This window comes from Ignavibacteria bacterium (genome assembly GCA_036262055.1).
Lineage (GTDB): Bacteria > Bacteroidota > Ignavibacteria > Tepidaquicellales > Tepidaquicellaceae > DATAJP01.
In genome coordinates this window covers 784,794-811,361 of record DATAJP010000003.1, presented here as the reverse complement: position 1 = coordinate 811,361, position 26,568 = coordinate 784,794, and the positions used below count along the sequence as shown (strand labels likewise).

The 26,568-nt window shown below is 36.6% G+C and carries 17 protein-coding genes and 3 tRNA genes; 9 read left to right on the top strand and 11 right to left on the bottom strand.

Features of this window, described 5'->3' with window-relative positions; translation table 11 throughout:
* The first annotated feature begins 188 nt into the window (after window positions 1–188).
* The 5 genes from VHP32_10670 (at window position 189) to VHP32_10650 (ending at window position 12,642) form a co-directional block, all read left to right on the top strand.
* Complete coding sequence (locus VHP32_10670) at window positions 189–4,298, top strand: T9SS type A sorting domain-containing protein (GenBank protein HEX2788358.1); 4,110 nt, start codon at window positions 189–191, stop codon at window positions 4,296–4,298.
* Between the two features lie 158 nt (window positions 4,299–4,456).
* The gene (locus tag VHP32_10665; protein HEX2788357.1) at window positions 4,457–7,408 is read left to right on the top strand and encodes a T9SS type A sorting domain-containing protein; all 2,952 of its coding nucleotides are present in this window, start codon (window positions 4,457–4,459) and stop codon (window positions 7,406–7,408) included.
* Window positions 7,409–7,605: 197 nt separating this feature from the next.
* On the top strand, window positions 7,606–9,747 hold the full coding sequence (locus VHP32_10660) for a choice-of-anchor J domain-containing protein (GenBank protein ID HEX2788356.1): 2,142 nt from the start codon (window positions 7,606–7,608) through the stop codon (window positions 9,745–9,747).
* A 112-nt stretch (window positions 9,748–9,859) separates the two neighbouring features.
* Entirely contained in the window at window positions 9,860–10,747 is an 888-nt protein-coding gene (locus VHP32_10655; GenBank protein HEX2788355.1) for an RNA polymerase sigma factor, read from the top strand.
* A gap of 101 nt (window positions 10,748–10,848) precedes the next feature.
* On the top strand, window positions 10,849–12,642 hold the full coding sequence (locus VHP32_10650; GenBank protein HEX2788354.1) for a T9SS type A sorting domain-containing protein: 1,794 nt from the start codon (window positions 10,849–10,851) through the stop codon (window positions 12,640–12,642).
* 83 nt (window positions 12,643–12,725) lie between these two features.
* On the opposite strand, the gene VHP32_10645 is transcribed toward VHP32_10650, so the two are convergent.
* From VHP32_10645 to VHP32_10610, 8 genes are all read right to left on the bottom strand, one after another.
* Window positions 12,726–14,771 carry a tetratricopeptide repeat-containing sensor histidine kinase gene (locus VHP32_10645; GenBank protein ID HEX2788353.1) on the bottom strand — a complete coding sequence of 682 codons (2,046 nt, stop codon included), beginning with the start codon at window positions 14,769–14,771 and terminating at the stop codon, window positions 12,726–12,728.
* 89 nt (window positions 14,772–14,860) lie between these two features.
* A tRNA-Ser gene (locus VHP32_10640) sits at window positions 14,861–14,950 on the bottom strand.
* A gap of 526 nt (window positions 14,951–15,476) precedes the next feature.
* On the bottom strand, window positions 15,477–16,844 hold the full coding sequence (rseP, locus tag VHP32_10635; protein HEX2788352.1) for an RIP metalloprotease RseP: 1,368 nt from the start codon (window positions 16,842–16,844) through the stop codon (window positions 15,477–15,479).
* A 19-nt stretch (window positions 16,845–16,863) separates the two neighbouring features.
* The gene (locus tag VHP32_10630) at window positions 16,864–18,039 is read right to left on the bottom strand and encodes a 1-deoxy-D-xylulose-5-phosphate reductoisomerase (protein ID HEX2788351.1); all 1,176 of its coding nucleotides are present in this window, start codon (window positions 18,037–18,039) and stop codon (window positions 16,864–16,866) included.
* 114 nt (window positions 18,040–18,153) lie between these two features.
* The gene (locus tag VHP32_10625) at window positions 18,154–18,780 is read right to left on the bottom strand and encodes a TlpA disulfide reductase family protein (protein ID HEX2788350.1); all 627 of its coding nucleotides are present in this window, start codon (window positions 18,778–18,780) and stop codon (window positions 18,154–18,156) included.
* A gap of 10 nt (window positions 18,781–18,790) precedes the next feature.
* Complete coding sequence (locus VHP32_10620) at window positions 18,791–19,678, bottom strand: hypothetical protein (protein HEX2788349.1); 888 nt, start codon at window positions 19,676–19,678, stop codon at window positions 18,791–18,793.
* A 28-nt stretch (window positions 19,679–19,706) separates the two neighbouring features.
* Window positions 19,707–20,396: a sigma-70 family RNA polymerase sigma factor gene (locus VHP32_10615; GenBank protein ID HEX2788348.1), complete on the bottom strand. Its 690-nt coding sequence runs from the start codon at window positions 20,394–20,396 to the stop codon at window positions 19,707–19,709.
* Window positions 20,397–20,428: 32 nt separating this feature from the next.
* Window positions 20,429–20,501 (bottom strand) — tRNA-His (locus VHP32_10610).
* Between the two features lie 173 nt (window positions 20,502–20,674).
* Between VHP32_10610 and VHP32_10605 the strand changes: the two genes are divergently transcribed.
* Window positions 20,675–20,746 (top strand) — tRNA-Asn (locus VHP32_10605).
* A gap of 143 nt (window positions 20,747–20,889) precedes the next feature.
* Here VHP32_10605 and VHP32_10600 read toward each other — a convergent pair.
* Window positions 20,890–21,369 carry a YetF domain-containing protein gene (locus VHP32_10600; GenBank protein ID HEX2788347.1) on the bottom strand — a complete coding sequence of 160 codons (480 nt, stop codon included), beginning with the start codon at window positions 21,367–21,369 and terminating at the stop codon, window positions 20,890–20,892.
* 258 nt (window positions 21,370–21,627) lie between these two features.
* On the opposite strand from VHP32_10600, the gene VHP32_10595 reads away from it, so the two are divergent.
* Entirely contained in the window at window positions 21,628–22,005 is a 378-nt protein-coding gene (locus VHP32_10595) for a hypothetical protein (protein HEX2788346.1), read from the top strand.
* A gap of 257 nt (window positions 22,006–22,262) precedes the next feature.
* Here VHP32_10595 and VHP32_10590 read toward each other — a convergent pair whose 3' ends face one another.
* Together VHP32_10590 and VHP32_10585 are read right to left on the bottom strand one after the other, a co-directional pair.
* A complete protein-coding gene (locus VHP32_10590) occupies window positions 22,263–23,633 on the bottom strand; it encodes a T9SS type A sorting domain-containing protein (GenBank protein HEX2788345.1) in 1,371 nt (456 codons plus the stop codon).
* A 359-nt stretch (window positions 23,634–23,992) separates the two neighbouring features.
* The gene (locus VHP32_10585) at window positions 23,993–25,048 is read right to left on the bottom strand and encodes a hypothetical protein (protein HEX2788344.1); all 1,056 of its coding nucleotides are present in this window, start codon (window positions 25,046–25,048) and stop codon (window positions 23,993–23,995) included.
* Between the two features lie 90 nt (window positions 25,049–25,138).
* On the opposite strand from VHP32_10585, the gene xseA reads away from it, so the two are divergent.
* Both xseA and xseB read left to right on the top strand, forming a co-directional pair.
* Complete coding sequence (gene xseA, locus VHP32_10580) at window positions 25,139–26,347, top strand: exodeoxyribonuclease VII large subunit (GenBank protein HEX2788343.1); 1,209 nt, start codon at window positions 25,139–25,141, stop codon at window positions 26,345–26,347.
* Window positions 26,348–26,566 carry an exodeoxyribonuclease VII small subunit gene (gene xseB, locus VHP32_10575; protein HEX2788342.1) on the top strand — a complete coding sequence of 73 codons (219 nt, stop codon included), beginning with the start codon at window positions 26,348–26,350 and terminating at the stop codon, window positions 26,564–26,566. It begins immediately after the preceding gene.
* Window positions 26,567–26,568: the final 2 nt, after the last annotated feature.

Genomic DNA, 26,568 nt, shown 5'->3' with positions numbered 1-26,568 from the left:
TATTTTCTATATAAATACTTACAATAAAAATAAATATTTGTTTTCACTATAGTTAAAATTATAAAAAATAGTCAAATCCTAAAAAAAACTTGATTTTGTTAGGATTTTGTTAGGATTTAATTTAAATTATATTAATCAGTTTTTAATAATTGATATTTAATTAATCTAACTTCATAAAGGAGAATACTATGAAGAAAGTTCTTTATTTTTCTATTTTGGTGTTTATGATGATGTCCTTTTTCGCATCAAACTCAAACGCGCAAATCACTATAGGTGCAAACCCATATACTGATTTGAAAAGTGCATTTACTGCAATCAACAACGGCGTTGAAACCGGAGCTATTACTATTAACATTAACTCCAGTTTCACTGAACCGGATTCAGCTACATTAAATGCAAGCGGAACCGGAAGCGCAAGTTATACTTCCGTATTAATCAAACCTACTGCTCCCGGCTTGACAATCACAGGTAATACCGTAAGAGCTGTAATCAATTTGCTTGGCGCAGATAACGTAACAATCGACGGTAGAGTTGGTGTTGGCGTTACAAGAGAACTAACGATATTAAATAATGCTACAACAACACTGTCAGCAGTTATTAAAATGTCTAGTATGGGAGTCGGTCTTGGTGCCACAAACAATATAGTTCAGTATTGTAATATTAAGACCGGACAAAACTTGCCTACGGTTGCATCCTACGGTATTTATATTGCAGGATTAACGATGACTGCAACCGGAACAGGTGCAGATAATGATAATAATACAATCTCTAACAACGCAATATCAAAAGCCGCGCATGGAATTTATACACGCGGAACTTCAACTGCAAATCCAAATCAGAACACAGCCATTACAAATAATATTATTGGCGGTGATATTGCTGCTGATTATGTAGTTGTGAATGGAATTGACATGACAAATTCCAATCTCGTTACCATATCAAACAATAGAATTTATAATATGATTGTTGTTCATACTGCAATCGTAAGAGCAATCAATTTATCGGCAGGTATGACAAACGTTACTATTAATGCTAACGTTATTCTTGATATTAAAAATAATACAACAGGCAGCTTCGTATCAGGTCAGGGTATTTTTATTTCAGGAACCGGAGCTGTTAATGCAACAATCTCCAATAACTCAATCGCAGGAATTTCAGGTGGTCTTGGTTCAGGAACTGCAACAAATAATGTCTGGGGAATAATGGTTGCTGCCGGAAACTCCTATAACATTTTTTATAATTCAATTAGTATAACAGGAACTCCTCCTGCAACCGGTTCTGTAGATAGATTAGGTTGCTTGGCTTTTAACAGTGCTGCCTCAACAGGTTTGGTAGTTAATAACAATATTTTTTATAACACACGTCCACCGGGAAATGTAACTTCGGGAGGTTCTTATAATATTTATTCTGTTGCAACAGTTGCAAACCTTACTTCAAACTATAATGATTTTTATATTTCAGGAACTAGAGTTTTTACGGGATTTATCACAAGTGCTGACAGAGCAACTTTGGCTGACTGGCAAGCAGCAACAACCCAAGATGCAAATTCCATTAACGGAAACCCGTTGTTTGCAAATGCTTTGAATTATCTTCCTGTTGGCTCTACATCTCCATGTTTAAACGCAGGAACGCCGATTGCTGTTACAACTGATATTTTGGGTGTTACAAGAAACGTAACAACTCCAACCATTGGTGCCTATGAAAACCCTGTAAATGTCTCTGATGCAGGTGTTACCATTCTTTATACATTAGGTTACATTCCGGTTAACTTCGGTGCTAACCATGTTATTACTGCAATTGTTTCAAACTTAGGAAATCAGGCAATAACTAATCTCAATGTAACTTTGGATATTAGTGGCGCAAACTCTTTTAATAATGTTAAAGTAGTCGCTTCATTGCCGATTGGCGCATCAGAAACGGTAACTTTTGATCCATTTACTCCTACGGCTACAGGAACTAATAACGTTATGGTATCCGTGCCTATTACCCCTGACCGTCCTTTTGAAGACCCATCTTCATATGATTCAAAAATTATCTCAACAACACCTCAATACGGTTATTTTGAGAGACCTAACTTGCCGGTATATTCCTTAACTCCGCCGGTGCGTGATATGAATAAAAAATCTGCATCAGCTGAAATGGAAACATTAGTTTGGGAAAAACCTGAAGTTGAAAATGATAACGCAGGTGCAAATTCATTTTCTGTAACTCAAGAGGCAACCGTAAATCAATTCTCCTATGCAATTGGAACAGTTGCAACAGGTGGTGTTGGTTTTAATGGCGGTACCGGTGATTTTGTCGCTAAATTTACAACTGCTATTGCCGGAAGTTTAAACCAGGTAGATGTAAATTTTGTTAATGGCGGGCAACCATTTATAGTTGGTGTATGGGATGCTACTGGTTTAGGAGGCTCTCCCGGAACATTAATGTATGAAACCGATACAATGACATCTGCTTCTGGTGTATTCACTGTTATTATAAACCCGGCTTTAGCAATACCAGCAGGCAGCTTCTATGTTGGCGTCAGACAAATTGGAACAGTTAACGTTTCGTTTGCATATCAAACTGAAAATCCTATCAGGAGCGGAACATTCTATTTTGCATCACCAACAGGAAGCACAACATGGAATGATTTTGCCCCGAATAATTTCTTCAGATTTATGATTTCACCAAAATTTGCTCTGGCACATGATGTCAGCGCGGATGGAATTGACCAGGTAGGAACGAATTATTACAACCCGGGAACAATCGCAATTCCAATGACCGGAAGTGTTATTAATCTTGGCACAAGTACTGAAACTTTTGATGTAAACAGGAAAGTTTATGACGGCAATACTGTTGTTTATGACAATACTATTACAGTAAATAACCTTGCATCAAATGCTTCTGCAGTAACTACATTCGCTAACTTCACGACTTTTGTTTCCGGAACTACTTATACCATTGTTGACTCAACGAGACTGGGAACAGATCAAAATATCCCTAACAATAGATTCAGTTCAACATTCACACCTTTTGTTGCTAAGACTGCATGTATTCTGTGGGCAGATGCCGGAAGCAGAGATTCATTGATTGCTCAAATGAATACTTATACATCAGATTATGATGTAGTCAGTGCAACCGGTTTCACCGGTTCGTTCCGTGCATGGAAAACTGTATTTTATGTGCTGGCTTCAACCGGTAACTGGACAGCCGCTATCAGAGATTCATTAAAAGCTTATCTTGATGCTTCGCCGTTTGAAGGGTTAACCACCAAAAGAACGCTTGTAATTTTTGGTAATGACTTAGGGTATAACAACGACCCAATAAGAAATGGTGCAGCTCTTGCCGCCGATACACTTTTCTATAGACAATATCTTGGTGGAACCTATATGGCAGATAGCTGGCTTACGGCAGTTCCTACTGCTACCAGAAAGTTTTACGGAGCAGGACCATTTTCTTCAGTAACTGCTGATTCAAGTTCAGATTCTTTCCCTGACATGGTCAGACCTTCTGATTCAAATCCTCAAGGACAACGTACGTCAGGTTTCTATCCGCTTACGGTTGATTCTTCAAGTAGCGGTGACTCTGCTTGCGCATTATATTATTCCGGAACTTATAATCTCTTCTACGGAACAAATACATATTCTGCATATAGAACCAGAATAGGAGTTGTTGATAATCCGCTTGGTATCTTCGTTGCCATCAAAGACTGGATAGAAGCAAACGGCGGTATATTGCCTGTTGAGCTAATGTCCTTTACTTATAATGTTAATAGAAACATTGTAAATTTAAACTGGTCTACTAACTCTGAAATAAATAATTCCGGTTTCGACATCGAAAGAAGAATTGCCGGATCAAACACATGGTCAAAAATTGGAAATGTTGAAGGTTCAGGAAATACTAACGAACCAAAAAATTATTCATTCACCGATAACGGATTGCAAACCGGAAAATATAATTATCGTTTAAAACAAATTGACTTCAATGGAAATTATGAATACCATAATCTTTCAGGTGAAGTTATTGTTGGTGTTCCGGGTAAATTCGACTTATCACAAAATTATCCGAATCCGTTCAACCCTGTAACAAAAATAAATTATGATTTGCCTGTTGACGGTAAAGTTAATTTGAGAATTTATGATATTACAGGTAGAGAAGTAGCAAATCTGGTAAACGGAATTCAGACTGCAGGTTATTATACAATTCAGTTCAATGCTTCTAATTTCGCCAGCGGTGTTTATTTCTATAGAATTATTTCTGAAGGAACTGCAGGTCAGCAGTTTGTAATGACTAAAAAGATGGTTCTTGTAAAATAATTCTTAATTCACATAATTTCTTACAAAAAGGGGCTTTCAAGCCCCTTTTTTATTAATATAGGTTCAAAACAATTCTTCCTATTTTGTTTGCTTTGTTAGGTTTTTGTTAGGATAATATTTAAGTTTATAATATTACCTAACATAAAATTGGAGGAAAAATGAAGAAGTTTTTCCTGTATATCTTCACGCCTTTCCTGTTCGTTCTTTTTTTCTTATCTCTCATTACCGATTTTAAATATTTCCCATCTGACAATAAATCTTCTGAACTAAAAGAACCTCTGAAAATGATTCAGGGCAAGGAAGATAATCCTTATGAAGCCGCAGAGTTCAGATACAAAATGCTTGCCACCACGAAAGATTCCAAAGACAAATTTGTAGACTTGCCGGAATTGCGACGGGAAGCGGTTGAATTTTTTAAGCAAAATTTAACACCGCAGGGAGATAATTCAAGCGCTGGAACCGACTGGGTTCCGATTGGACCCGGAAATATAGGCGGAAGAATAAGGTCTATATTAATAAAGCCGTCATCTCCATCTACCATTTTAATTGGAGCAGTTGCAGGAGGGGTTTGGAAATCAACAAATGCAGGTCTTAACTGGACACCAACAATGGATGAGCTTGACCCCATTGCAATCGGAAGCATGGTATTCGACCCCAAACATCCTGACACGGTATTTGCAGGTACCGGCGAAGGTTGGGGAAACTCAGATGCAGTTTATGGAAATGGAATTTACCGTTCGACAAACTTCGGAGACACCTGGGAGCTTCTCGCTGCTACAACTTCAACATCTTTCAGAAATGTTCTGCGGATGGCTTCAGATACTGCCGGAAATATTTACGCTGCAACAAAAAGCATAAACACAAAACAAGGCGGTGGTGAATATACACTCGCAGGAGGGTTATTTAAAAGCACAAATTCCGGAACCAGCTGGACAAAAATAAGCTCCTCTACTTTTGCGGATAACTATTTTAATCCGACAGATGTAATTGCTATGACCCCGTCAGAAATTTTATTTGCCGTTAATAACAACGGTGCAACCTTTGGTGGAATTTACAGAACAACGAACGGCGGAACTAACTGGACTAAAATCACTTCCGGTTTACCGACAACAGGGCATGCAAGAATTGCTCTAGCACAAGACCCTTCGCATAAAGATACTTTGTATTCGGTATTTCAATCAACCGACGGGTCACCCGCAGGTGATGGAGGGCTTGAGGGAATTTTTATGTCCACAAACCGCGGCGTTGACTGGACAGGCGTTACAACACCTCCAAAAATCAGTTCCACCGGAACACGTTCATATCTCGGAACGCAGGGATGGTATGACAACGTTATAACCGTTGACCCGCATAACTCGGCAAATATCTATGTCGGCGGTGTGGATATGATGAAATCAACCAACCGTGGAACAAACTGGACTCAGTTGACCTATTGGCATAGCTTTTATGGCTCTCCTGTAATTCATGCTGACCATCATGCAACTGCTTATGACCCGGTAACTCCTGACATTGTTTATGAAGGAAATGATGGTGGAATTTTTAAGACAACGGACGGAGGAACAACCTGGACTTCTCTGAATAATGGACTTGCAATAACTCAATATTATGGCGGCGCAGTTTCTCCGTTGGGTGTTGGTGCTTTATACGGAGGAACGCAAGATAACGGGCATTTAAAATATTCTGCAGGAACTGACTGGACTATGGTCTTCGGAGGCGATGGTGGTTATGCTGCTGTTGACCAGACAACATCAACTACAGCATACGAAGAATACGTTTATCTTGAAATGTCAAAAACTACAGACGGCGGTTCATCCTGGTTCTCAAGCATAACAGGTTTAACCGACGCAACAAGCAGTTCGCTATGTTTATTCATTTCGCCGTTTTCGATGAATCCCGATGCATCAAGTGTTCTCATAGCCGGTTCAAATAAAGTATGGATAACATCAACCGGCGCAACATTATGGACTGCGTCAAGCGGTGTGCTTTCAGCGGATGAATATGTAAGTGCTGTTTCTGTTAAAGGACCAAGCTCGCCTTATCTCGGATACGCCGGAACAACAGATGGAAAAATATTTAAATGCAGTTCACTTGACCCGGCAATCGGTTTAGATACATGGACTGATGTTACACCTCCGGGAACAAACGGAGCATGGGTTCGCAGATTAGTTATAAACAGTTCCGACCCCGGACGGGTTATTGCCTGTTATTCCGGATATAATATAGTCCCGCCATTAAGCGCAAAACATATATGGCTCACAACAGATGGAGGGCTAAGCTGGTCTGACATTTCAACCCCAATTGGAAACGTTCCCGTTCATACGGCAATTTTTGACCCGAACGATGCTTCGATAATTTATGCAGGAACTGAAACTGGAGTAATTAAAACTACTAACTCAGGTGTGAGCTGGACTAGTTTTGCAACGGGAATGCCGAAATATGTTCCGGTTGATGAGTTAGTGCTTCAAACAACTACGCAAACAGGTTTTGCTTTTACTCACGGAAGAAGTGTTTATTATACCGACGGTCCTCTTCCTGTTGAATTAGCTTCATTTTCCGCAGTCGTTAATGAAAGAAATGTTACTTTAAACTGGACAACTTCGACCGAAGAGAATAATTCGGGATTTGATATTGAACGCCGGACAATTACAAATGAAAACTGGGCAAAAGTCGGCTTTGTTCAAGGGAACGGTAATTCAAGCGAACCTCATAATTATACTTTTACCGAAAATAATCTGAATGCAGGAACATATAAATACAGATTAAAACAAATTGATTACAACGGGAATTTTGAATATTTTAACTTGTCTTCTGAAGTTAATGTTGGTATACCTGATAAATTTGATTTGTCACAAAACTATCCGAATCCGTTTAACCCTACAACAAAAATAAATTACGAGTTTCCTGTTGAAGGAAAAGTAATTCTGAAAGTTTATGACATCAGCGGCAGGGAAGTAGCGCAGCTTGTGAACGAAATTCAGACAGCAGGCTATTATACAGTTTCTTTCAATGCTTCCAGTTTTGCAAGCGGAGTATATTTCTATAGACTCTTTGCAAACGGAAACAACGGACAGCAATATCAAATGACAAAGAAAATGATGCTGATTAAATAAAAATATATTTTAATATTTTTTGTTTTCCTTAAAAAGGGGGCTTAAAAGCCCCTTTTTTGTTAAAATTCCTAACCAATAAAATTAAAAATCACCATTTTTGTTAGGATTTTGTTAGGATTTTTTTTAAGTTTAGTAATATACCTGTTCAAGGTAGAAAATCTTATTTATTAATTAAAAATCATTTTAAGGGGATGAAAATGAAACGAAAAACGTTTACTATTCTTTTATTTATTTTTTCAATTTTTTTAATTTCCGCACCTACATCTGAAGCTCAATACAAGTTGAATGAAGGGTTTGAAGATACGACCTTTCCTCCAGCTGGTTGGACTAGAGCTAACATTTCCGGCAGTGTTGAATGGGTGAGAAGCACTGCCCAGAAAAGAACAGGTGTTGCAAGTGCATTCAGTAATTATGATGCATCTGAACCTTCCATGGACTGGCTCATTTCAAAAAGATTTGTTCCCGGCGTAACGGATTCACTTACATTTTATGCCAGAAGACAATATTCAAGTAATTACCCGCCCGATTCTATGTTTGTATTTATTTCAAATACAGACTCTGTCTATACTAGTTTTTCAACTGTTCTTGTTGAATTTAACACAAACGAAATCACATCAGGCACTTGGAATAAGTTCACAGTCTATATCGGTGGTTATTCCGGACAGACTTGCTGGATTGGTTTCAGACATCAGAATTATGACGGAAATGGAATTTTTATTGACGATGTAACAGTAGGTGAACCGGTTTTAAATGATGTCGGTGTTACAGCCAATAATGCTCCTACGGGCACATTGTTCACATCAAATACACAGATTACTCCCAATGCAACGATAAGAAATTTCGGTACTCTTTCTCAAATAGTTCCGTTTAACATTACTTATCAGATAACAGGTCCTGCAAACTTAACTACTACAACATCAGATACTTTAGCAGCCGGAACTTCAAAAAGCATTTCTTTCCCGGATAACTTTACTCCGAATGTTGCAGGAACATATAACGTAACAATCTATACAAGTTTGGTAACTGACCAGGATAGAAGCAATGATACATTAAAGACATCATTCACAGTAAGCAATCCTAAAGATGTTCTAATACTTAATGCTGACCAGCAAAGTGCTGATTCATTAATGTCACACATGAACCAATCTGGTTATGCAGGAAAGTATGATGTTCTTACAACTTTCCCGAATGTATCTTTCAGCAGCTGGCAAACACTTATTGTATTGCTTGGTAATAGTGCAAACTGGAGTCCTGCATTAAGAGATTCAATGAAATCATTCCTGGATAATGCTCCATTGCCTTTATCCGGTTCAGGCGTTAAAAAAACCTTTATGATTTTCTCCAATGATTTAGGATATTATAATGACCCGAGAAGAAATGCATCAGCTCCTGCAGCAGATACTGTCTTCTACCGTCAATATCTGAGATCAATGTATTGGGGCGATAACTGGCTATCTACAATTGCAGCGGCTGACAGCACATTTAATGGAGTTAATGATTTTTCAGGTTTAAATAATAATTATGTTACGGGTAGCTATCCTGACTTCGTAATGGCAGTTAACGGAGGTTCAGCAGCATTCGTTCCTGCTACGCTGACAACTAATGATACTGCTAACGCTGTATATTATGCCGGTTCAACATATAATATGTTTTATGGAACAAATCAGTATTGGGCATTCAGACCAAGCACTGATGTTGTTGAAGCACCTATTAATGTATTCCAGAAAATTGCAGAATGGATTGAAAATAATGGAGGCGTTCTTCCTGTTGAGCTTTCTTCATTCACAGCTTCAGTATCTCAACGAGACGTTAATCTGAATTGGTCAACAGCTGAAGAAATAAATAATTCAGGTTTTGATATTGAAAGAAAAACAAGTGACGGTCAATGGACGAAAGCCGGATTTGTAACCGGAAGCGGTACCACACATGAAACAAAATCATATTCATTTACTGACAGAGGATTGAATACAGGTAAATATAATTACAGACTCAAACAAATAGATTACAATGGCAACTTTGAGTATTATAATTTATCATCTGAAATAAATGTCGGTATTCCGAATAAATTCGATTTATCACAGAATTATCCGAATCCGTTTAATCCTGTAACAAAAATAAATTATGATTTACCGCTTGACGGAAAAATCATGTTAAAAATTTATGACATTACAGGAAGAGAAGTTGCGCAGCTTGTGAACGAAATTCAGACAGCAGGCTATTACACAGTTTCTTTCAATGCTTCCAGTTTTGCAAGCGGAGTATATTTCTATAGACTCTTTGCAAACGGAAACAACGGACAGCAATATCAAATGACAAAAAAAATGATGCTGATTAAATAATTTTTTTTATTCTTCATACGGAAAGACCGTTCTGCAACTTGCGGAACGGTCTTTTTTATTTTGTCACACTTGTGCATTTCAACTGTCTAATGTATATAATAAATTATTATATATGAAAAACCCATTGTCGGAAAACTATAAATTTGATGAAAATGACCTTGAAACCATCGAATTAGCAAAAAACGGTGATAAAAAAGCGCTTGAACAAATTATAAAAGACAATCAGAATTACATTTACAACATTGCATTACGGATGGTTTTCAATCCCGAGGAAGCAAAAGATATTACTCAGGAAGTCCTCATTAAAGTAATTACGAACCTCTCCCGTTTCGAAGCTAAAAGTAAATTGAGAACATGGATTTATAGAATTGCAGTAAACCATATCCTGAATTTCAAAAAAACTTCCGGTGAAAAAATGCATGCGAATTCTTTCTCGATTTACGGAAATCTGATTGATGAAACACCTGATTATGAATTGCCCGATAATAGCAATTACTCGGTGGATATGAAAATAATTGTTGAAGAAGTTAAATACAGCTGTATGTTCGGAATGCTGCTTTGCCTCGATAGGGAACAAAGAATGGTATATGTTCTTGGTGCAATGTTTGGTGTTACCGACAAAACCGGAGCTGAGATTATGAACATAAGCCGTGATAATTTTCGTCAGAAACTCTCACGTGCAAGAAAAGATATGTATAGCTTTATGAATAATAAATGCGGGCTTGTAAATAAAAATAATCCCTGCAGATGCGAGAAGAAAACAAAAGAATTGCTTGATGTGGGATATGTCAATCCGCAAAGTTTGAGATTTAATGTAAATTATTATAACACGATTGAAAAAGAAGTTGGAAAAAAACTTAATGAGTTTATTAATTTATCGGAGGAAGTTTGTGAAGACCTTTTCAGAACCCAGCCGTTTCAGATTTCCCCTGACTTTGCCGCTTATTTTAAAGAATTAATTAATTCAGGAAAATTCAAAGACATTTTTAATTATAATTAGTTAATCTGCATTATTTGTCAATTTTTTCAATGCCCACTTACCTTTTTATTCTTATTTTTTTCATTTAAATTTAATCTGTTAAAATTAAAAGGAGAAATATAATGAAACCGTTCTACTCCATAATTATATTTATTTCATTGATGTTTTTTGTTGCCAATATCAATGCTCAGTCCCATGACGAAGTTTACAGAGAGGCAAATCCGGAACAAACCGTTCAAACGGATAACTCTCCTTATGCAAATTTATTAGCGCAAATTGCCAATGCAAAGAAAGCAGGTAACTTTGAGCAATATAAACAACTAAGTGAGCAGTTAAAAAGCCAATTTCCTGAAAAATTTCATTATTCGCAGGATGCATTTCAAATAAGAGCACAGTATCCTGAAGGAAATATGAAAGCTCCTTTCATAGAAGGGGATTGGGGTCCGGGCGATGTAAGGCTTTACCCGAGGAATGTCTTTACGGGTAATGCAAGAAATAATAAAACTCTTGACCTGGAAGTAGATTCCCTCGGAAATAAATATGCAGCTTTTATTGTAAGCACGAGAGACTCGATAAAGCTTTATAAATCCACAAATGATGGAACCATATGGACAAATTTTCAGACTGTCATCATTGCCGCCCCTTTGCAATTTCATTCTTTTGATATGTTCATAACAGATTCTGCGAATGCATTTAGAATCGGAATTTCCTGTGCTGTAAATACTATCGGAAGTGAAAATGACGGACAACTTTTCTGGATAAGTATGACAACAGAGGGTACAGGATTTCGTGCAGCGAGCATTTATGCAACGCCTGCAGGTTCAGGATATGCAAATCCTTCAATCACATCAGACGGATTTTTGTACAGCGCAGGACTAACATATTGGTACACGGCATACCAGAGAGTAAACTCCGGAACTGGCGCAGGAAACCAGCTTCTTTGTTCATTCTCTACGGACTGGGGTTGGACATGGAGAATTGATACGGTTAGAAATACTTTTAATGATTTTAGTATTGATATAGAATATAATTCTTATCCTACGGCTGATTCCATTTATGTCATAATGACAAACGATGTTACTCCCGCAAATCCTAATTTAAGGCTTATGAGAGTATGGCTCGGTATTCTCGGAAACTCGCCGGCTTGGACACAATTTAACATCAATGCAAGTGCCCAACCGGAATTGGAATGCGAATTAGCAGTCAACAGACAAAATAACGGAATGGCAATTGTCTTCAGAGAAGATTTCGGTGCTGCAAACGGAAATGCAAGATATAATTATTGGGTACCGGGATTAAGCAGCTGGTGGGGGAACACCGCTGATATATCTGCCAATCCTAATAATGAAAGCAGACCGAGAATTGATTGTCAGGAAAGACAAGGAGCATATCGAGTGAGCTTCGTGTCTCAGGATGTTTTATATGACACGGTTATTTATACTTCCACAACAGATATTACATCAGGATTTGCAGGCAGAACTATTGTAAATCAAACTAATGACGGTTCAACAATAATTTCTCCTGATGTAGCAGGTTTCAGAAGTGGTGGCGGATTCGGTGGCGGAGTTACTTTTGCAGGGTTTTCATCAAGTGTCTGGTATGATGGTTCAAACATTACTCCAACCGGCATAAATCCGAATAACGGAATCGTTGAGCAATATACTCTTTCTCAGAATTATCCGAATCCTTTTAACCCGGTAACAAATATTAAATTTAGTTTGCCTGTAAAAGGATTTGCAAGTCTTGTTGTTTATGACGCTCTCGGAAGAGAAGTTGCGACTCTGATTAACTCTGAATTAAATGCCGGCTCGTATACAGTTGATTTCAATGCGTCTTCATTATCATCAGGGGTTTATTTCTATAAGCTAACCGCAAATAATTTCTCTGACGTAAAGAAAATGCTTTTGGTAAAATAAAATATTTTATTTATCCTAAATTAAAAGACCGTATGGCGGAAGCTATACGGTCTTTTTTTATACAAAAAAATATTATTAAATTTTTAATCTGTCATTACGGGCAGTTCGATGACGAATTTTGCACCTTTGCCGTACACACTTTCACACCATAATCTTCCGTGCATTTCTTCTGTAAATTTTTTTGCAATAGAAAGTCCTAATCCGTTCGAGGTCTCTCCGCCTGTCGGAGTCGAGCTTAAGCGTGAATACTTCTGAAATAGTTTACTTATTTCCTCTTTCCTGATGCCTTCGCCTTCATCAATAATTTCAATTCTTGCAATTTTTTCGTTGCGTGATACATTCACAAAAACATTTTTATTTTTGGGTGTAAACTTTATGGCGTTGGAAAGAAGGTTATCCAATATCTGTGAGAATGCATCTTTATCATACTTGGCTGTTATTGATTTTTCTTTGGTATTAAAAATTAGATTTATATTTTTTTGCTGGGCATGTTTTTTAAACGCATCAACGGATTTTTTTATGGAATTCACAAGGTTTAGTTTAGTCGGCTTTAACTCAATTTTTCCAGCTTCGATTAAATTCAGGTTTAAAATGTTCTTCAGAAGGTTAAGCATTTTTTCGGAAGTTGCTTTAATGTCCTCAATGCTGGATACAAGTTCCTCTTTTTTTAAGGCGTTGAAATCTTCGAGAAGCTGATCGGTTATCATAATAATCGTTGAAACAGGATTCCGCATGTCATGCGCAACAATGCCAATCATTTCGTTTTTATCTTTGTCTAAATCGATTAATTTTTTATTAAGGTGTTCGACTTTTTTAAGAGCTTCCATAATCTCCTTGCTCTTTTTTTCTGCGGCTGCTTTTTCTTCCCGGAATTTTTTTACTTCATATTTTATGTTAAAGCTTTTTGTCTTAAGCAGAGTCTTCTCAGTTATCAGGTCTTTTTGAATTTTTTCAGAAGTTTTTATCTCTTCAAGGGCTTTTTTGTAATCGCCTTTTCTTTCATAATAATCCGAAAGACTGCTATGCAGTCTGAAAATCAACTTCTTGTTTTTTATTTTCTTGGCAATTTCAAGCGCTTTTGTGTAATTATAATATGCTTCTTCATATTGTTTCTCATCTAAGTAAATATCACCGAGAGTGCTGTATCCGGTGGATTTAAACTCAGGCATCTCAATCTCATTCAAAATTTTCATCGCGTGATTAATCTCGTTCATCGCTTCCTTTACTTTGCCTGTCTTATGAAGATTATAAGCAAGGTTTATCAGCACTCCTGCCTCGTGTTTTCTGTCTTTAAGCTGTCTTCTGATATCAACCACCTCGGAATAAAGGTCGACTGCTTTTTTGTAATTACCTGTATGGCTTTCAATCATTCCTAGATTGTTAATGACGTTTGCCATCCCATCAAGGTTTTTCAGTTTCCTTAAAGTTCTCAATCCCTGATTTAAATACTCACGTGCCTTTTCATAATCCTGAAGCTCAATATATACAAGTCCTATGTTCATTAGCGTGAACGTTGTGCTTGGCTCTTCATTAATTTTTTCTTTTAGCTCCAGACTTTGAAAATAGTAATCCAGTGCTTCCTCATAGTCGCCGATTGCTTCGTGAATGTTGCCTATGTTATTTAATAGGTATGCTTTATTCCGTTCATTGCTGATTTCATTTGCAAATTTCAGCGCTTCAAACGCATACCTCAGCGCAAGCTCATAATCTCCCAGACTTGAATAAGCGCTGCTCAATGAACCGTAAGTAGATGCAATTCCTGCTTTGTTGTCTATCTTCGCATAATGATCAAGAGCAATCTTTGAATACTCGATTGCTTTTTGTGCATCACCGAGCGCAAGATTTCCCGAAGCAATATTTAAATATGCTTTTGCCTGCCCTTTGACATAATTAATTTCTTTCGACTGCTTTAGTATCTCTTGCGAATTTTTGATTGCCGAAATTGGATTATTATACCTCAGCGCAGCATTCTCATCATTCTGCTTGTCGATTAATTCCCTGAGAGCTTCTTCATTAGACGTTTCAGTGAATTCATCACTAAGCTCTCCGTTAAGCGGCTTACTGCTAAGCTCGGCAGGAGAATCTTTATAAGAATCTTTTTTTACGATATTATTTTTGGTTTTACTCAATCAACGAGCTGATTTATTTATAAACAAAAAAACCTTAAAGACATCTTTAAGGTTTAATTTGGAAGTATTTTCAACACTATCTCACGTTGCGGAGAGGGAGAGATTCGAACTCTCGGTAAGGGTTTACCCCCTACGACGGTTTAGCAAACCGTTGGTTTCAGCCACTCACCCACCTCTCCGGTGGTACATATATAAGCTGATTTTTAAATATATACAAAAATAGCTAATTACCGATACTGTTACAATGGAATAAAAAACTGCACCGTGTGTCATTCTGAGGAGCTTGCGACGAAGAATCCCCTTAAGGGTGTCATTCCTGCGGGGTACCCTTTGGGTCACGCAGGAATCCCATTAGTGAAACATAAATTGCCACAGAGAACACAGAGAAAATAAAAAATAACAGTAAAAAACGAAGTTTTTCTGAACACAAAAACACGAAAGCACAAAACAAATAACCAATGTCATTCCCGCGTAGGCGGCAATCCACCCCCTCTATGTCATTCCTGCGCAGGCAGGAATCCCATTATTAGAAATAAACATTTTACGCCCCCGCTGGAGTCTCCGCAGGGACTCCAACGAAACATAATTTCTGATGCTTGTTGGTGAAAACACCAACAAGGGCTTTTCAAGTTCAGAAGATCTGTGTATAAATAAAAAGGGGCTTTCGCCCCTTTTGTGTTATTACAATTTTATTTTAAAACTCTCTTACAGCGATATTATATCATTATATATCACAAACAACATCAGCACAAGCAATAACGCGAAGCCGACGTTTTGTAAAACAATCTGAACTTTGTAAGGCACGGGACGTCTCACGATTCCCTCATAAGCAAGCATCACGAAATGTCCGCCGTCAAGAGCAGGGAAGGGAAGTATGTTAATTACCGCGAGCGACATCGAGAGCAATGCAAGGAAACTAATGAAAGTAAAAATACCGCCCTCAGCAGATTGTGCAGATACCTGCGCAATCTTCACAGGACCACCGATTGCTTTATTAAAAGGAATGTCGCCCTTTATGATTTTGTAAATCGAACTAAAGAAAACCTCAACACCGTAATAATACATATCCGAAGCCGCTTTTGGAACTGCGCTGATTACGTTGTAATTTTCGGTCTTAACAGGTCCTTCGTATTTTGCGCTTATGCCTATTCCGATTGTTGAGTCAACTCCCGGCGTAACCATTCCCGACATCACCTGACCATCGCGCGTCCATTTAATTTCAGAAGTTCTGTTAGCATTTGCTTTAATCGTTTCAATCAATTGTTGTGAGTTGCTTATCTTAACGCCGTTAAATTCAGTTATAATGTCATTCACCTGCAATCCTGCTAATTCAGCCGGTTTGCCTGATACAACCATATTCACAAGAGGCATAACTTTTTCGGGAAACAACCCGACGTTCTTTTCGGTGATATCGCCAAGCTGTTCTTTTGTAACTCTTATGACGGTATCTTTTCCGTTCCTGTTAATTGCAAAAGTCAATGCTTCTCCAAGATTATCAATGTAAATGGAAGAAGTAATGTCTTCCCAGTAATGAACAGGATTATTATTGATTGAAAGAATTCTGTCGCCTGGTCTTATGCCTGCACTATATGCCGGTGTATTTATGCTTACATAACCGACGGTTGTTGTCTCGGTTAAATTTTTTCCTTTGATAAGCGTGAGCGCATAAAAAATAAAAAATGCAAGCAGGATGTTCATTATAACACCTGCGGTTATAACAACCATTCTTTTCCAAACGGGCTTTGAGCGGAACTCCCAAGGTTTCGGAGCTTCTTCTATGAAATTTTTATCCATAGATTCGTCAACCATTCCCGCTACTTTAACATATCCGCCGATAGGGAAGGCGCATAAACGGTAATCCGTATGGTCGCCAAGCTCGACGTTTTCTTTCATTTTGCCGAATGAAAATCCGGTTACTTTATTCCATCCGAATAATCTGTATCCGATTCCCAAAGCAAAAACTTCCGCGCGCATTCCCATCATTCTGGCTGCCGCGAAATGTCCAAATTCGTGGACAAAAACAAGTATTCCGATAACTATCAGAAAGTAAAATATTGTGTTAAATAATTCCATTTATCAGTTTTATAAATTTTTAATTTGAGTACTTCATAAAAACATCATTTCTAGTGTTTTTATCAATATATAATATATCTTCTACTTCAAAATCCTTTAGATTTTTATGACTATCAAGACTATTTTTGATAATAGCCGGGATATCTGTAAATTTTACCTTAGAATTGAGGAAAAGTTCGATTGCAATTTCATTTGCGGCGTTCATAACCGTGGGATACGTGCCTCCCTGCTTGATAACGTCATAAGCAATTTTCAGGCATTCAAACTTGTCAAAATCAGGCTCCTCGAAACATAAAGTATTATATTTCCTGAAATCCATCCTCGGGAAATCCGATTGGATTCTCTCGGGAAATGTAATGGCATACTGTATAGGGATACGCATATCGGGAATTCCGAGTTGCGCCTTAATCGAGCCATCGACAAATTCAACCATTGAATGAATGATTGACTGCGGGTGAACAAGAATTTCAATCTGGTCAACATCTAAATTGAAAAGCCATTTTGCTTCAATGACTTCGAGTCCTTTGTTCATTAATGTCGCGGAATCAATCGTGATTTTTCTGCCCATCTTCCAGTTAGGATGATTAAGCGCTTGCTCGATTGAAATATTCTTGAAATCTTTTTTATCTAAATTTCTGAACGGTCCTCCGGATGCAGTTAAAATTAATTTTGATATTGTCGAATTATCACCTGAAGTATCTTCACCAGTAAGACACTGAAGTATTGCAGAATGCTCACTGTCAATCGGAAGTATTTCTGATTTATGCTTTGCAGCCAAATCATAAATAATCTTTCCGCCTGCTACGAGAGTCTCTTTGTTAGCAAGCGCAACACGCTTTCCTTTTTTCACTGCTTCAATTGTCGGCATCAAACCTGCAAACCCGACAAGCGAGCTTACAAGAATGTCGTAATCATCACGCTTGCATATTTCAACTAATGCTTCATCACCTTTAAGAACTTCTATATCTTTAAACTTTCCTGCATTTAAAAAATCAGAATATGCCTTTTCATCTGTTATTACAACACCTTTTGGCTTAAATTCTTTTATTTGAGCGGATAATTCATCAATATTTTTGTTAACGGTTAAATATACAATTTCTATACCATAACCGTTAGAATTAAGGTTTTTTATGACGTTTAAAGTATTAACGCCAATCGAACCGGTCGAACCTAATATTGAAATTTTTTTATTCATCCTGTAGCTGAACAGATGTCCTGACTGTTCACTAAATCCCCATATATAAAAAAATTGTCCCGCGTTGCACGGGACAATTTCCAAATCATTTATTCTATAATGTTTACAACGTTTTTAAACGAGATATTTATTAATCATTTTCAAAAACTCTTCCTTGCTTCTTTTCCCTTCAATTGCTTCTACAATGTTTCCGTCTTTATCGATTATCAGCGTCATAGGGATAGCATTAATATCTTTGTTGATTGCTTTACTGAAAGCGCTGACTAAATCATCATTGCCGGTTAAAATCTGGTATGAAACAGGATTCTTCTGTAAGAAGCTTTGGACTGCTCCGTCTTCCTGCTCAAATACGCTCACTCCGAGCATCTTGAAATTTTTACCGTTAAGCTCCTGAGAAATTTCAGAAAGGTCAGGCATCTCTGCTTTGCATGGTCCGCACCATGTTGCCCAAAGGTTAACGAATACAACATTGCCTTTGAGGTCATTTAATGAAGCGCTTTTTCCGTCTGCTGTCCATGTGAAATTCGGAGCAACGTTCTTGCCTGTTGACGGCTGAACTGATGAAACAGCTGCTATCTGACCTGTTGTGGATTTAGGAGTCTGCGTGGTCTGATTATTTGTAGTGGTATTAGTCGTGTTGTTATTATTGTTAGTAGTAGTTGTCGTGTTTTTGTCATTAGTGCCGCATGAAATTAAAAAACCACTGAGCAATGCAACGAATAAGAAATTAAAATATTTCATTTTATAATTTTTATTTTATGTTATTAAGGGTAGTGAGAATTTCATCGCTTTGAAGTTTAGATACTGATGAGCAAACAACGTCATCATCTTTGTACCATACAATTACATTATCAGATTGCTTTCGTTTGCACGGCTGCCAGTTTTTTCCAGCGAAAATGTTATTCTTAAATTCTTCGGTAAGCAATAAGCCGTTATCATTGTCATCCATCATATCTTTCTTTTTCAGCTGAAGAGTATAAATCAAATGGTCGCCTTTTTTATGCACAAAATGAACCGCTTTCAAGCCGTTTACTTCATTATATACGCCGCCTAAAAGCTGAGCATCATTTAAATCAGGAACAAAAACTTGAAAATCACATCTTTCTTTGAAAAAGTTTTCCAAACTTTTTGCATCAGAAGTCTTATATTGAATCTGGAAATCACCTGCCGCAATTCTTTCATAAAGCTCCGCAGATTTTTCTACCATGTCCTCGTTTGCAGTTGCGGTTTTGTTGAAGTTCACAAAATTCATTACAATGAAAACAGCAAGGAGCACCACAAATGCCGATGCAAAATAATAAAAATATTTTCTTTGCTGTAGAACTGGTTTATGATTATTAACGTGTGTTGAATTTTTTACGCTGACTTCGCTTAGTTTCTTTTCAAACTCTGCATTTATACCGTTCTGGATGTTCTGTCTTAGATATAAAGGTGTGTCAATGTTTTTGAGGCGTGCCTTAAGAAGCTTCTTTGTCTTCAGCTCAAGAATGTATCTGTTTCTTAAGTCCTCATTTTCGGAAATGAGTTTTTCAATTCTCTTCTTTTCATTATCGTCGGTAATTTCTCCGTCGATGAAAGAAGTAATTTCTTCGTAAAGTTTTTCTTTACTGTTGTTACTGTTGTGGTTTAAGTCTGACATATTAGGTAATTATTCTTCTATTCTTCAATTAATCCTCTAAAGCTTTTTTTACATCGAAGCCCTTGTCGCGTGCATATTCCAATAACTTTTGCTGAAGCATCTTTCTCCCTCTATGAAGACGGCTGCGGACAGTCCCTATCGGGCATTGAACGAACTCCGCTATCTCTTCGTAGCTTAGTCCCTCAAGGTCGCATAAAATAACTACTGTTTTGAAATCGTCCTGCAGCGAATTCAGAGCAGTGATTACTTCATCATCAAGAGTATTCGCAAACATTTTCTCCTGAAGGTCTGTTGAATCTACTCGCTCTGACTTTATGCTGTCATAAAAATTCTCTATGTCCTCATAGTCAACTTTTCCGGGTTCTTTCTGGTTTTTCCGGTACTTGTTGATAAACAAATTTTTCATTATCCTAAACAGCCACGCTTTGCAATTAGTTCCTTTCTCAAATTTATGAAAGAATCTGTATGCGCGCAAATATGTCTCCTGTACGAGGTCATCTGCGTCAAGCTGGCTATTGCACATTCTATATGCATAATTGTGCAGCAGTGACATATGAGGAAGAGCTTCATTTTCGAAGTCCTTTTTGAGCTGCTTTAAGTCTTCTTCCGATAGATTGTCGGGTTCGGACTCATTAAACTCATCCTCGTTTAGGTTTTCATCCTCGGTTGAATTTATGTTCGATTCCTCGGATAATTTAACTTTTGTTTCAGGGTTCAAAGACAAAATTTAAAATATACATAATAAAAGAGGGCGAACGACGGGGCTCGAACCCGCGACCACCAGAGCCACAATCTGGCGCTCTACCAACTGAGCTACGTTCGCCGTTGACTAAACTACTAATTACTGTAAAAATATACAAATATAATGCCTATTTCAATTCATATTAAATGTCACACTCAACTTGATTAAGGTCAACGAAAATATTGTAAATTTTCTATCATGTATTGATTTTAAAATTGATTAAAAAATGTAAATATGCTAAATTATAATATTATTCGGCGTTAGCTCAATGGTGGAGCATTCGGCTGTTAACCGAAGGGTTGTAGGTTCAAATCCTACACGCCGAGCAACAAAAAAGCCACTTTTTAGTGGCTTTTGCATTTTATATATGTATAAAGCGAGAAAACCCTCCCGGTAGTACGCGGAGGGTTTTCTCTTTAACAGTATGAAATAATATTGAAAGAACAGTACTACACTTGTATTTTCACTCTTAATTCTTCTCTGAACTTTCCGTTACCATAGATTTAACGGGTATTACGCTGATTTCACCGTCTGTTTCTAAAATTGCCAAATCCACTTCATCCACATGCGAAACTCCTTTTGTTCTCAATGCTTCTTTTAAATTTTCAAGTGTTACTCTTTCTTTATCCATATTTCTCTTCATCATTTTTCCTTTGCGAATCAGTATTACCGGTTCTCCTTCAAGTATCTTATTAAACTTTTTCGATTTAAAAGCCCAATATTCGATTCCGTAATTAGCTGCCGAAAGAGCAATGACATAAATAACAACTCCGCCAAACCCTGTCTCTTGTGGAATCATTGTGCTGATTCCTTCACCTATAATTATAATCAGAACTAAATCAGCTGCAGATAATTCGGCAATTCCTTTTTTTCCGAGTAAACGCAAACAAACTAATATCAGAATGTATATGCCGATTGTCTTTAATATTACAAATAAAAATTCATTCATACTGTATTATCATAGATTGCCATAAAATTAAAAACAATTCTTATGCCAGTATAAACTTTTTATAATAACAGTTTTTAGGGATAAACGTTGATGGCTTTTGTCAAAAGTGACTGTGTTGTCATTATTTTTTATTAAAGTGTCCCATTAAATCCTTAATTTCCATAAAAAATGAATGTTTTGCTGTGGTATGACTTTTGTTATTATAATGTTATACAATTACTATAAACACGATTAAAATTATCATAGGAGAATTAAATTATGAAGAAATTTATTTTATCAGCATTGCTTTTCATCGGGATTTTGTTTGCGGCAACAGCGGCTGCAAATGCTCAAGATGCAGACGCATCAACAGGAACTGTCGAAACCCGCGATTATGCAATCATAAATAATACCGGCACCACAATTCATTCAATATATTTTTCACCCGCAAATATGGAAAAATATGGTGATGATATATTAGTCCCCGGAGTAAGTATTTTAACAACAAATAATTATGCTTATAGATGGATGGATTTTCCCGTTGCAGAGTGTTTGTGGGATATAAAATATACAACTATTGATGGCACGGACTATGTGGTAAATAACGTTGACTTATGCCAGAGCCGCACAATAACATTCTACGGCTTAACAAAATAAATCAGTTTAATAGATTTGTAGATTAATGAATGTAGTTTGTTATTAGTTGTAAATATTTTTAAAAAATGAAAACCCGGTAATCATGTTCAAAACAATTGCGATTCGATGGATATCAAACAAATTCGAAGAAACGATAAACTGTTGATTTTGATAAGCAAATATATTTAATGTAAAACAAATTTAGCCCCTAATTTCTTACCAATATAACCTATCAGACCCCTTCAAGAGAGTCTTGAAGGGGTCTGTTTTATAATAAACTACTTTAACAAAATCATTTTCTTTGTATCAGTAAAATTATTTGTTATCACTGAATAATAATAAATTCCGCTGGCTAAATTTTCTGCATTCCAATTTCTTTCATAAAATCCTGCTGACAATTCTTTAGAAACTAACGTTTCTAATTCTTTTCCTAATGCATCATAAACTTTTACTGTTACAAATGTTTTTGATGGAATATTAAATGAAATGGTTGTAGCCGGATTAAATGGATTAGGATAATTTTGGTATAACATGAAATCCTTTGAAACTATATTTGATGTTGGTCCAATACCTGTTGACTTTCCATAATGCATTATCAGAGTTTTTGGCACATCTCCGTCGTAATATCTACCTACAGCCCACATATCCGAAGATGTTACTCTTGAAATATCTAACATATTTCCTTGAAAAGGTATAGCTGCACTTACCGTATTCCAGGTGTTTCCGTCATAATGAACAAACGATGAACCCACTGACCAAATATCATTTGCTGAGTTATGAACAATTCCTGCACCTCCGCCCGGACTACTGACCGAAGTCCATGTGCTTCCATTATAATGCAAATATAATGGGAAATACTGAGTGCCGTCATTGTATTCACCTACAGCCCAAATGTCATTGGGTGAAATAACATCAATACTGTACAAGAAATTTTCAGCTCCGGGCTGAGGAACTGATACAAGATTCCAGGTTGAACCGGTTTTATGCAGCACCATTGCTTGAAAATTTTCACCAAAATTTCTTGAATAACCTACTGCCCATACATCATTTGTTGATACACCCTTAATATCTGTTATCATGTTAGTTCTATTGGTTGCCTGGTTTGGAACAGATTCAATGTTCAAGCTTGAACCGTTCCAATGAACTATCAAATTGCCAACTAAAGGACCGGGCGCTCCTATAGCTTGATAACCGCCTGCATAAATATCATCGGGACCAAAAGCTAAAATGCATTCCAAGCTGCTTCCGCCTGTAATTACAGGTGTGCTTATCTGTGACCACGAAGAGCCATCCCAATGTATTATTAGCATCTGAGGAGTTGCAGGAATCCCTGCATAATTTCCTACTGCATAAACATCATTGGAAGACAATCCTTGAACTGCATATAATTCGTTATACTCCGAACCGGGACTTGGTGAGTTAACTGTTGACCAATTGATGCCGTTCCAATGCAAAGCTAAAGTCTTTGATTGGGTTTCACCTGATACTCCAACTGCCCAACCGTCATTAGAACTTATGAATCCCACTCCTCTTAAAATATTACGGACGGAACTTGGATTTGGACTTTCCATCACAGTCCAGTTCTGTGAAAAACTTTCATTGCTGACTGCTATTATAAACAGAAATAATATTGTAATTATCTTTTTCATTTTGTTTATATTTATTTTATTAAATCTCTTCATTTATAACTTAAACAAAGAAAACTAATTTCGGAATGATTTAGGTCATATAATTAAAAATTATTTTTTGGTGCAAATAACTAAAAAACAGTTATTTATTGGTTCCGGCAACCAGCATTTAACGATAACTTCACATATTTTTTAACGATAACTTCACATATTTATAGCTGGATGGATTTTCCGGTATCGGAATGTTTGTGGGATGTTAAATATACAACCATTGACGGGACTGATTTGAGTGTGGTGTCATTGTGAACGCAACGAAGGGTACCCTTTGGGTCACCCCATCCCTTTATAATCAAACCCCTTCTCGAGAAATCTTGAAGGAGTTATTTTAATTCGAATTTTGTTTTACATCTATTGCATCGGATGAAATCATCTATAACCAGTTGTTTAATTTTTTTAACATCAAGCGAAAAAATATAACTGCATTTAGGGCATTCAATATCTTTTATTTTATCTTTCTGAGATAAGACATTTAAATTGACAATTTTTTTATCCCAAAATTTATTTTCGATCCCCCATACAATAAATCCTAATACTTTTTTGCCTTCTTCTTTTGCAAAGTAATCATTTTCTTTTAAAATTTCTTTTAAACCAAATAGTCCATTTTGAATCTCTGAGATGTAATAAAGTAAATAGGGCAATAAAAAGTATAATCCTTTCCATTGATTCTGAATGTCCTTATTAGTTGAAAAAATATAATTAATGTTAGTATTTTGAGTTTTTGTTCCTTCAAATGTTGTAATTAAATGAATTGAATGATTCCAAAGGACATGAAATGTATAGTATGCATCTTTATTATATCGAATATTAAATATTAATTCATCATTTAATAATAAATTGTCAATTTTCTGTAAAGCTTCTTTAATTAAGAACTTTTTCTTTTCGTCTTTCGTCTTTAAAGGGCTGATTTTAGAAACATCTGAATAAAATAATTTATGACACTCTTTAGGATTTACAAGAAGCCATTCCAAAATTAATAAATTTTCTTTTAAAGGTTTTCTTAATAAAGTAAAAGTGATTACTAGATCTCCTTTGATAGAATTAAAAAGGGCTTCTCTAATAAATATTATTAAGTCATCAATTAATCTTTGAATAAGTGCTTTATATATAATCTCAAAATGAATTTTAGTATAACCTTTTTCTATTAACCAATCAAAATTTTTATTTTTTAAAACTTTATCAAATTCTTCTCTATCTTCTTCTTTTAAATCCTTTTTAAGTATTTTTGTGTGATAAATTTTATTCGCTATTAAAGAATCCTGAACGTGCAGAATATGTTTTAAAAGAAATAAACAATAATCGTGACTAAACCTCAATTTTGAAGGTATAATATCATTAAAATTTAATTTAATTGTTTTGGCTTTTTTCTTTGATTTCATAATAATATGTGGTTGCGCTTTTAATAAAATATTAATTATATAATGAAATTATTATATAATTTCTCCTCCTTTTTCTTCGTATTTTTGTATATGGAATTGCCAATCAAAACTTCCGAAACTCCCATAACAGTCAGTGAGTTATCCAGACGAATAAAATCCCTGCTTGAATATGAATTTCAATATATATTCGTAACGGGTGAAATTTCGAACTGCAAAAAACATATTCCATCGGGAAATTTTTATTTTGTAGTCAAAGACGACAAGTCGCAGGTAAGCGCAGTTATGTGGAACTCGCGAAGCGTCAAGCTTGGATTCGAGCCCAAAGACGGACAGCGCGTCGTCATCAAAGGACGCATTTCTCTTTATGAAACCCGCGGGACATACCAGATTGATGTTTTCGAAATGCACCAGGCAGGACTCGGCGAGCTTCAGATGGCATTCGAAATGCTCAAGCAAAAACTTTTCGATGAAGGACTTTTCGATGAAGCAAGAAAAAAACCTCTTCCCGAGTTTCCCGAAAACGTTGTCATCATAACTTCCGAAACCGGCGCAGTCATCGAGGACTTCAAGCGCATAGCAAAAAAACGTTTCCCTGCATCGAAAATTACTCTCATTCCCGCAACCGTTCAGGGAACAACCACCGCAAAAAACGTAATCAAAGCTCTGAAGTTTGCTCAAAACCTAAGCTACAAAATCGACGTAATTTGTATAGCACGCGGAGGCGGTTCGATTGAGGATTTATGGGGATTTAACGATGAAGCCCTCGCGCGGGCAATTTGCGACTGTATGATTCCTGTCGTGAGCGCAATCGGACATGAAATCGACTTCACAATATGCGATTTTGTAGCGGATATTCGTGCTGCTACGCCTTCCGCGGCGGCGGAATTGATATTCCCCGATAAAAATGATTATCTTGAAAGAATAAAGCAATCTGAGTATCTTATAAAGAAGATAGTTAGCGGAAAAATCAATAACTTAGGTGAATATCTTGACGGCTTAAAAAACAATTATTTTTTCAATAAGCCAATCGACATTTTGAATGATTATAAAATGAAACTTGATGACTGTGAGGATGAGTTAAAGAACCTGACAACCGAAAAGTTCAGCGCTATCAAAAACGACTTAAATTACATCGAAAAGATTTTATTCAATATCTCTCCGCAAAATACTCTCAAGCGCGGTTATTCACTCGTTAAGAAAAACGGTAAATATGTTTCAAATTCAGATGAGCTTGTTTTGTTCGACCGCGTGAAAATTCAGTTCAAAGACGGCGAAAATGACGCGGAGATAATTTCGTAAATGGCGAAACAATCAAAAGACACAGAATCGTTTGAGTATAATTACAAACGTTTACAGGATATTGTAGAAAAGCTTGAAAGCGAAGTTGATGATGCTTCGCTCGATAAAATAATGGAATATTATCAGGAAGGATTGAAGCTGATAAATTCCTGCCGCTCTAAGTTAAAAGACGCAGAGCTTAAAATAGAAAAAATAAATTCCGAATTTAATAAAAAATAATA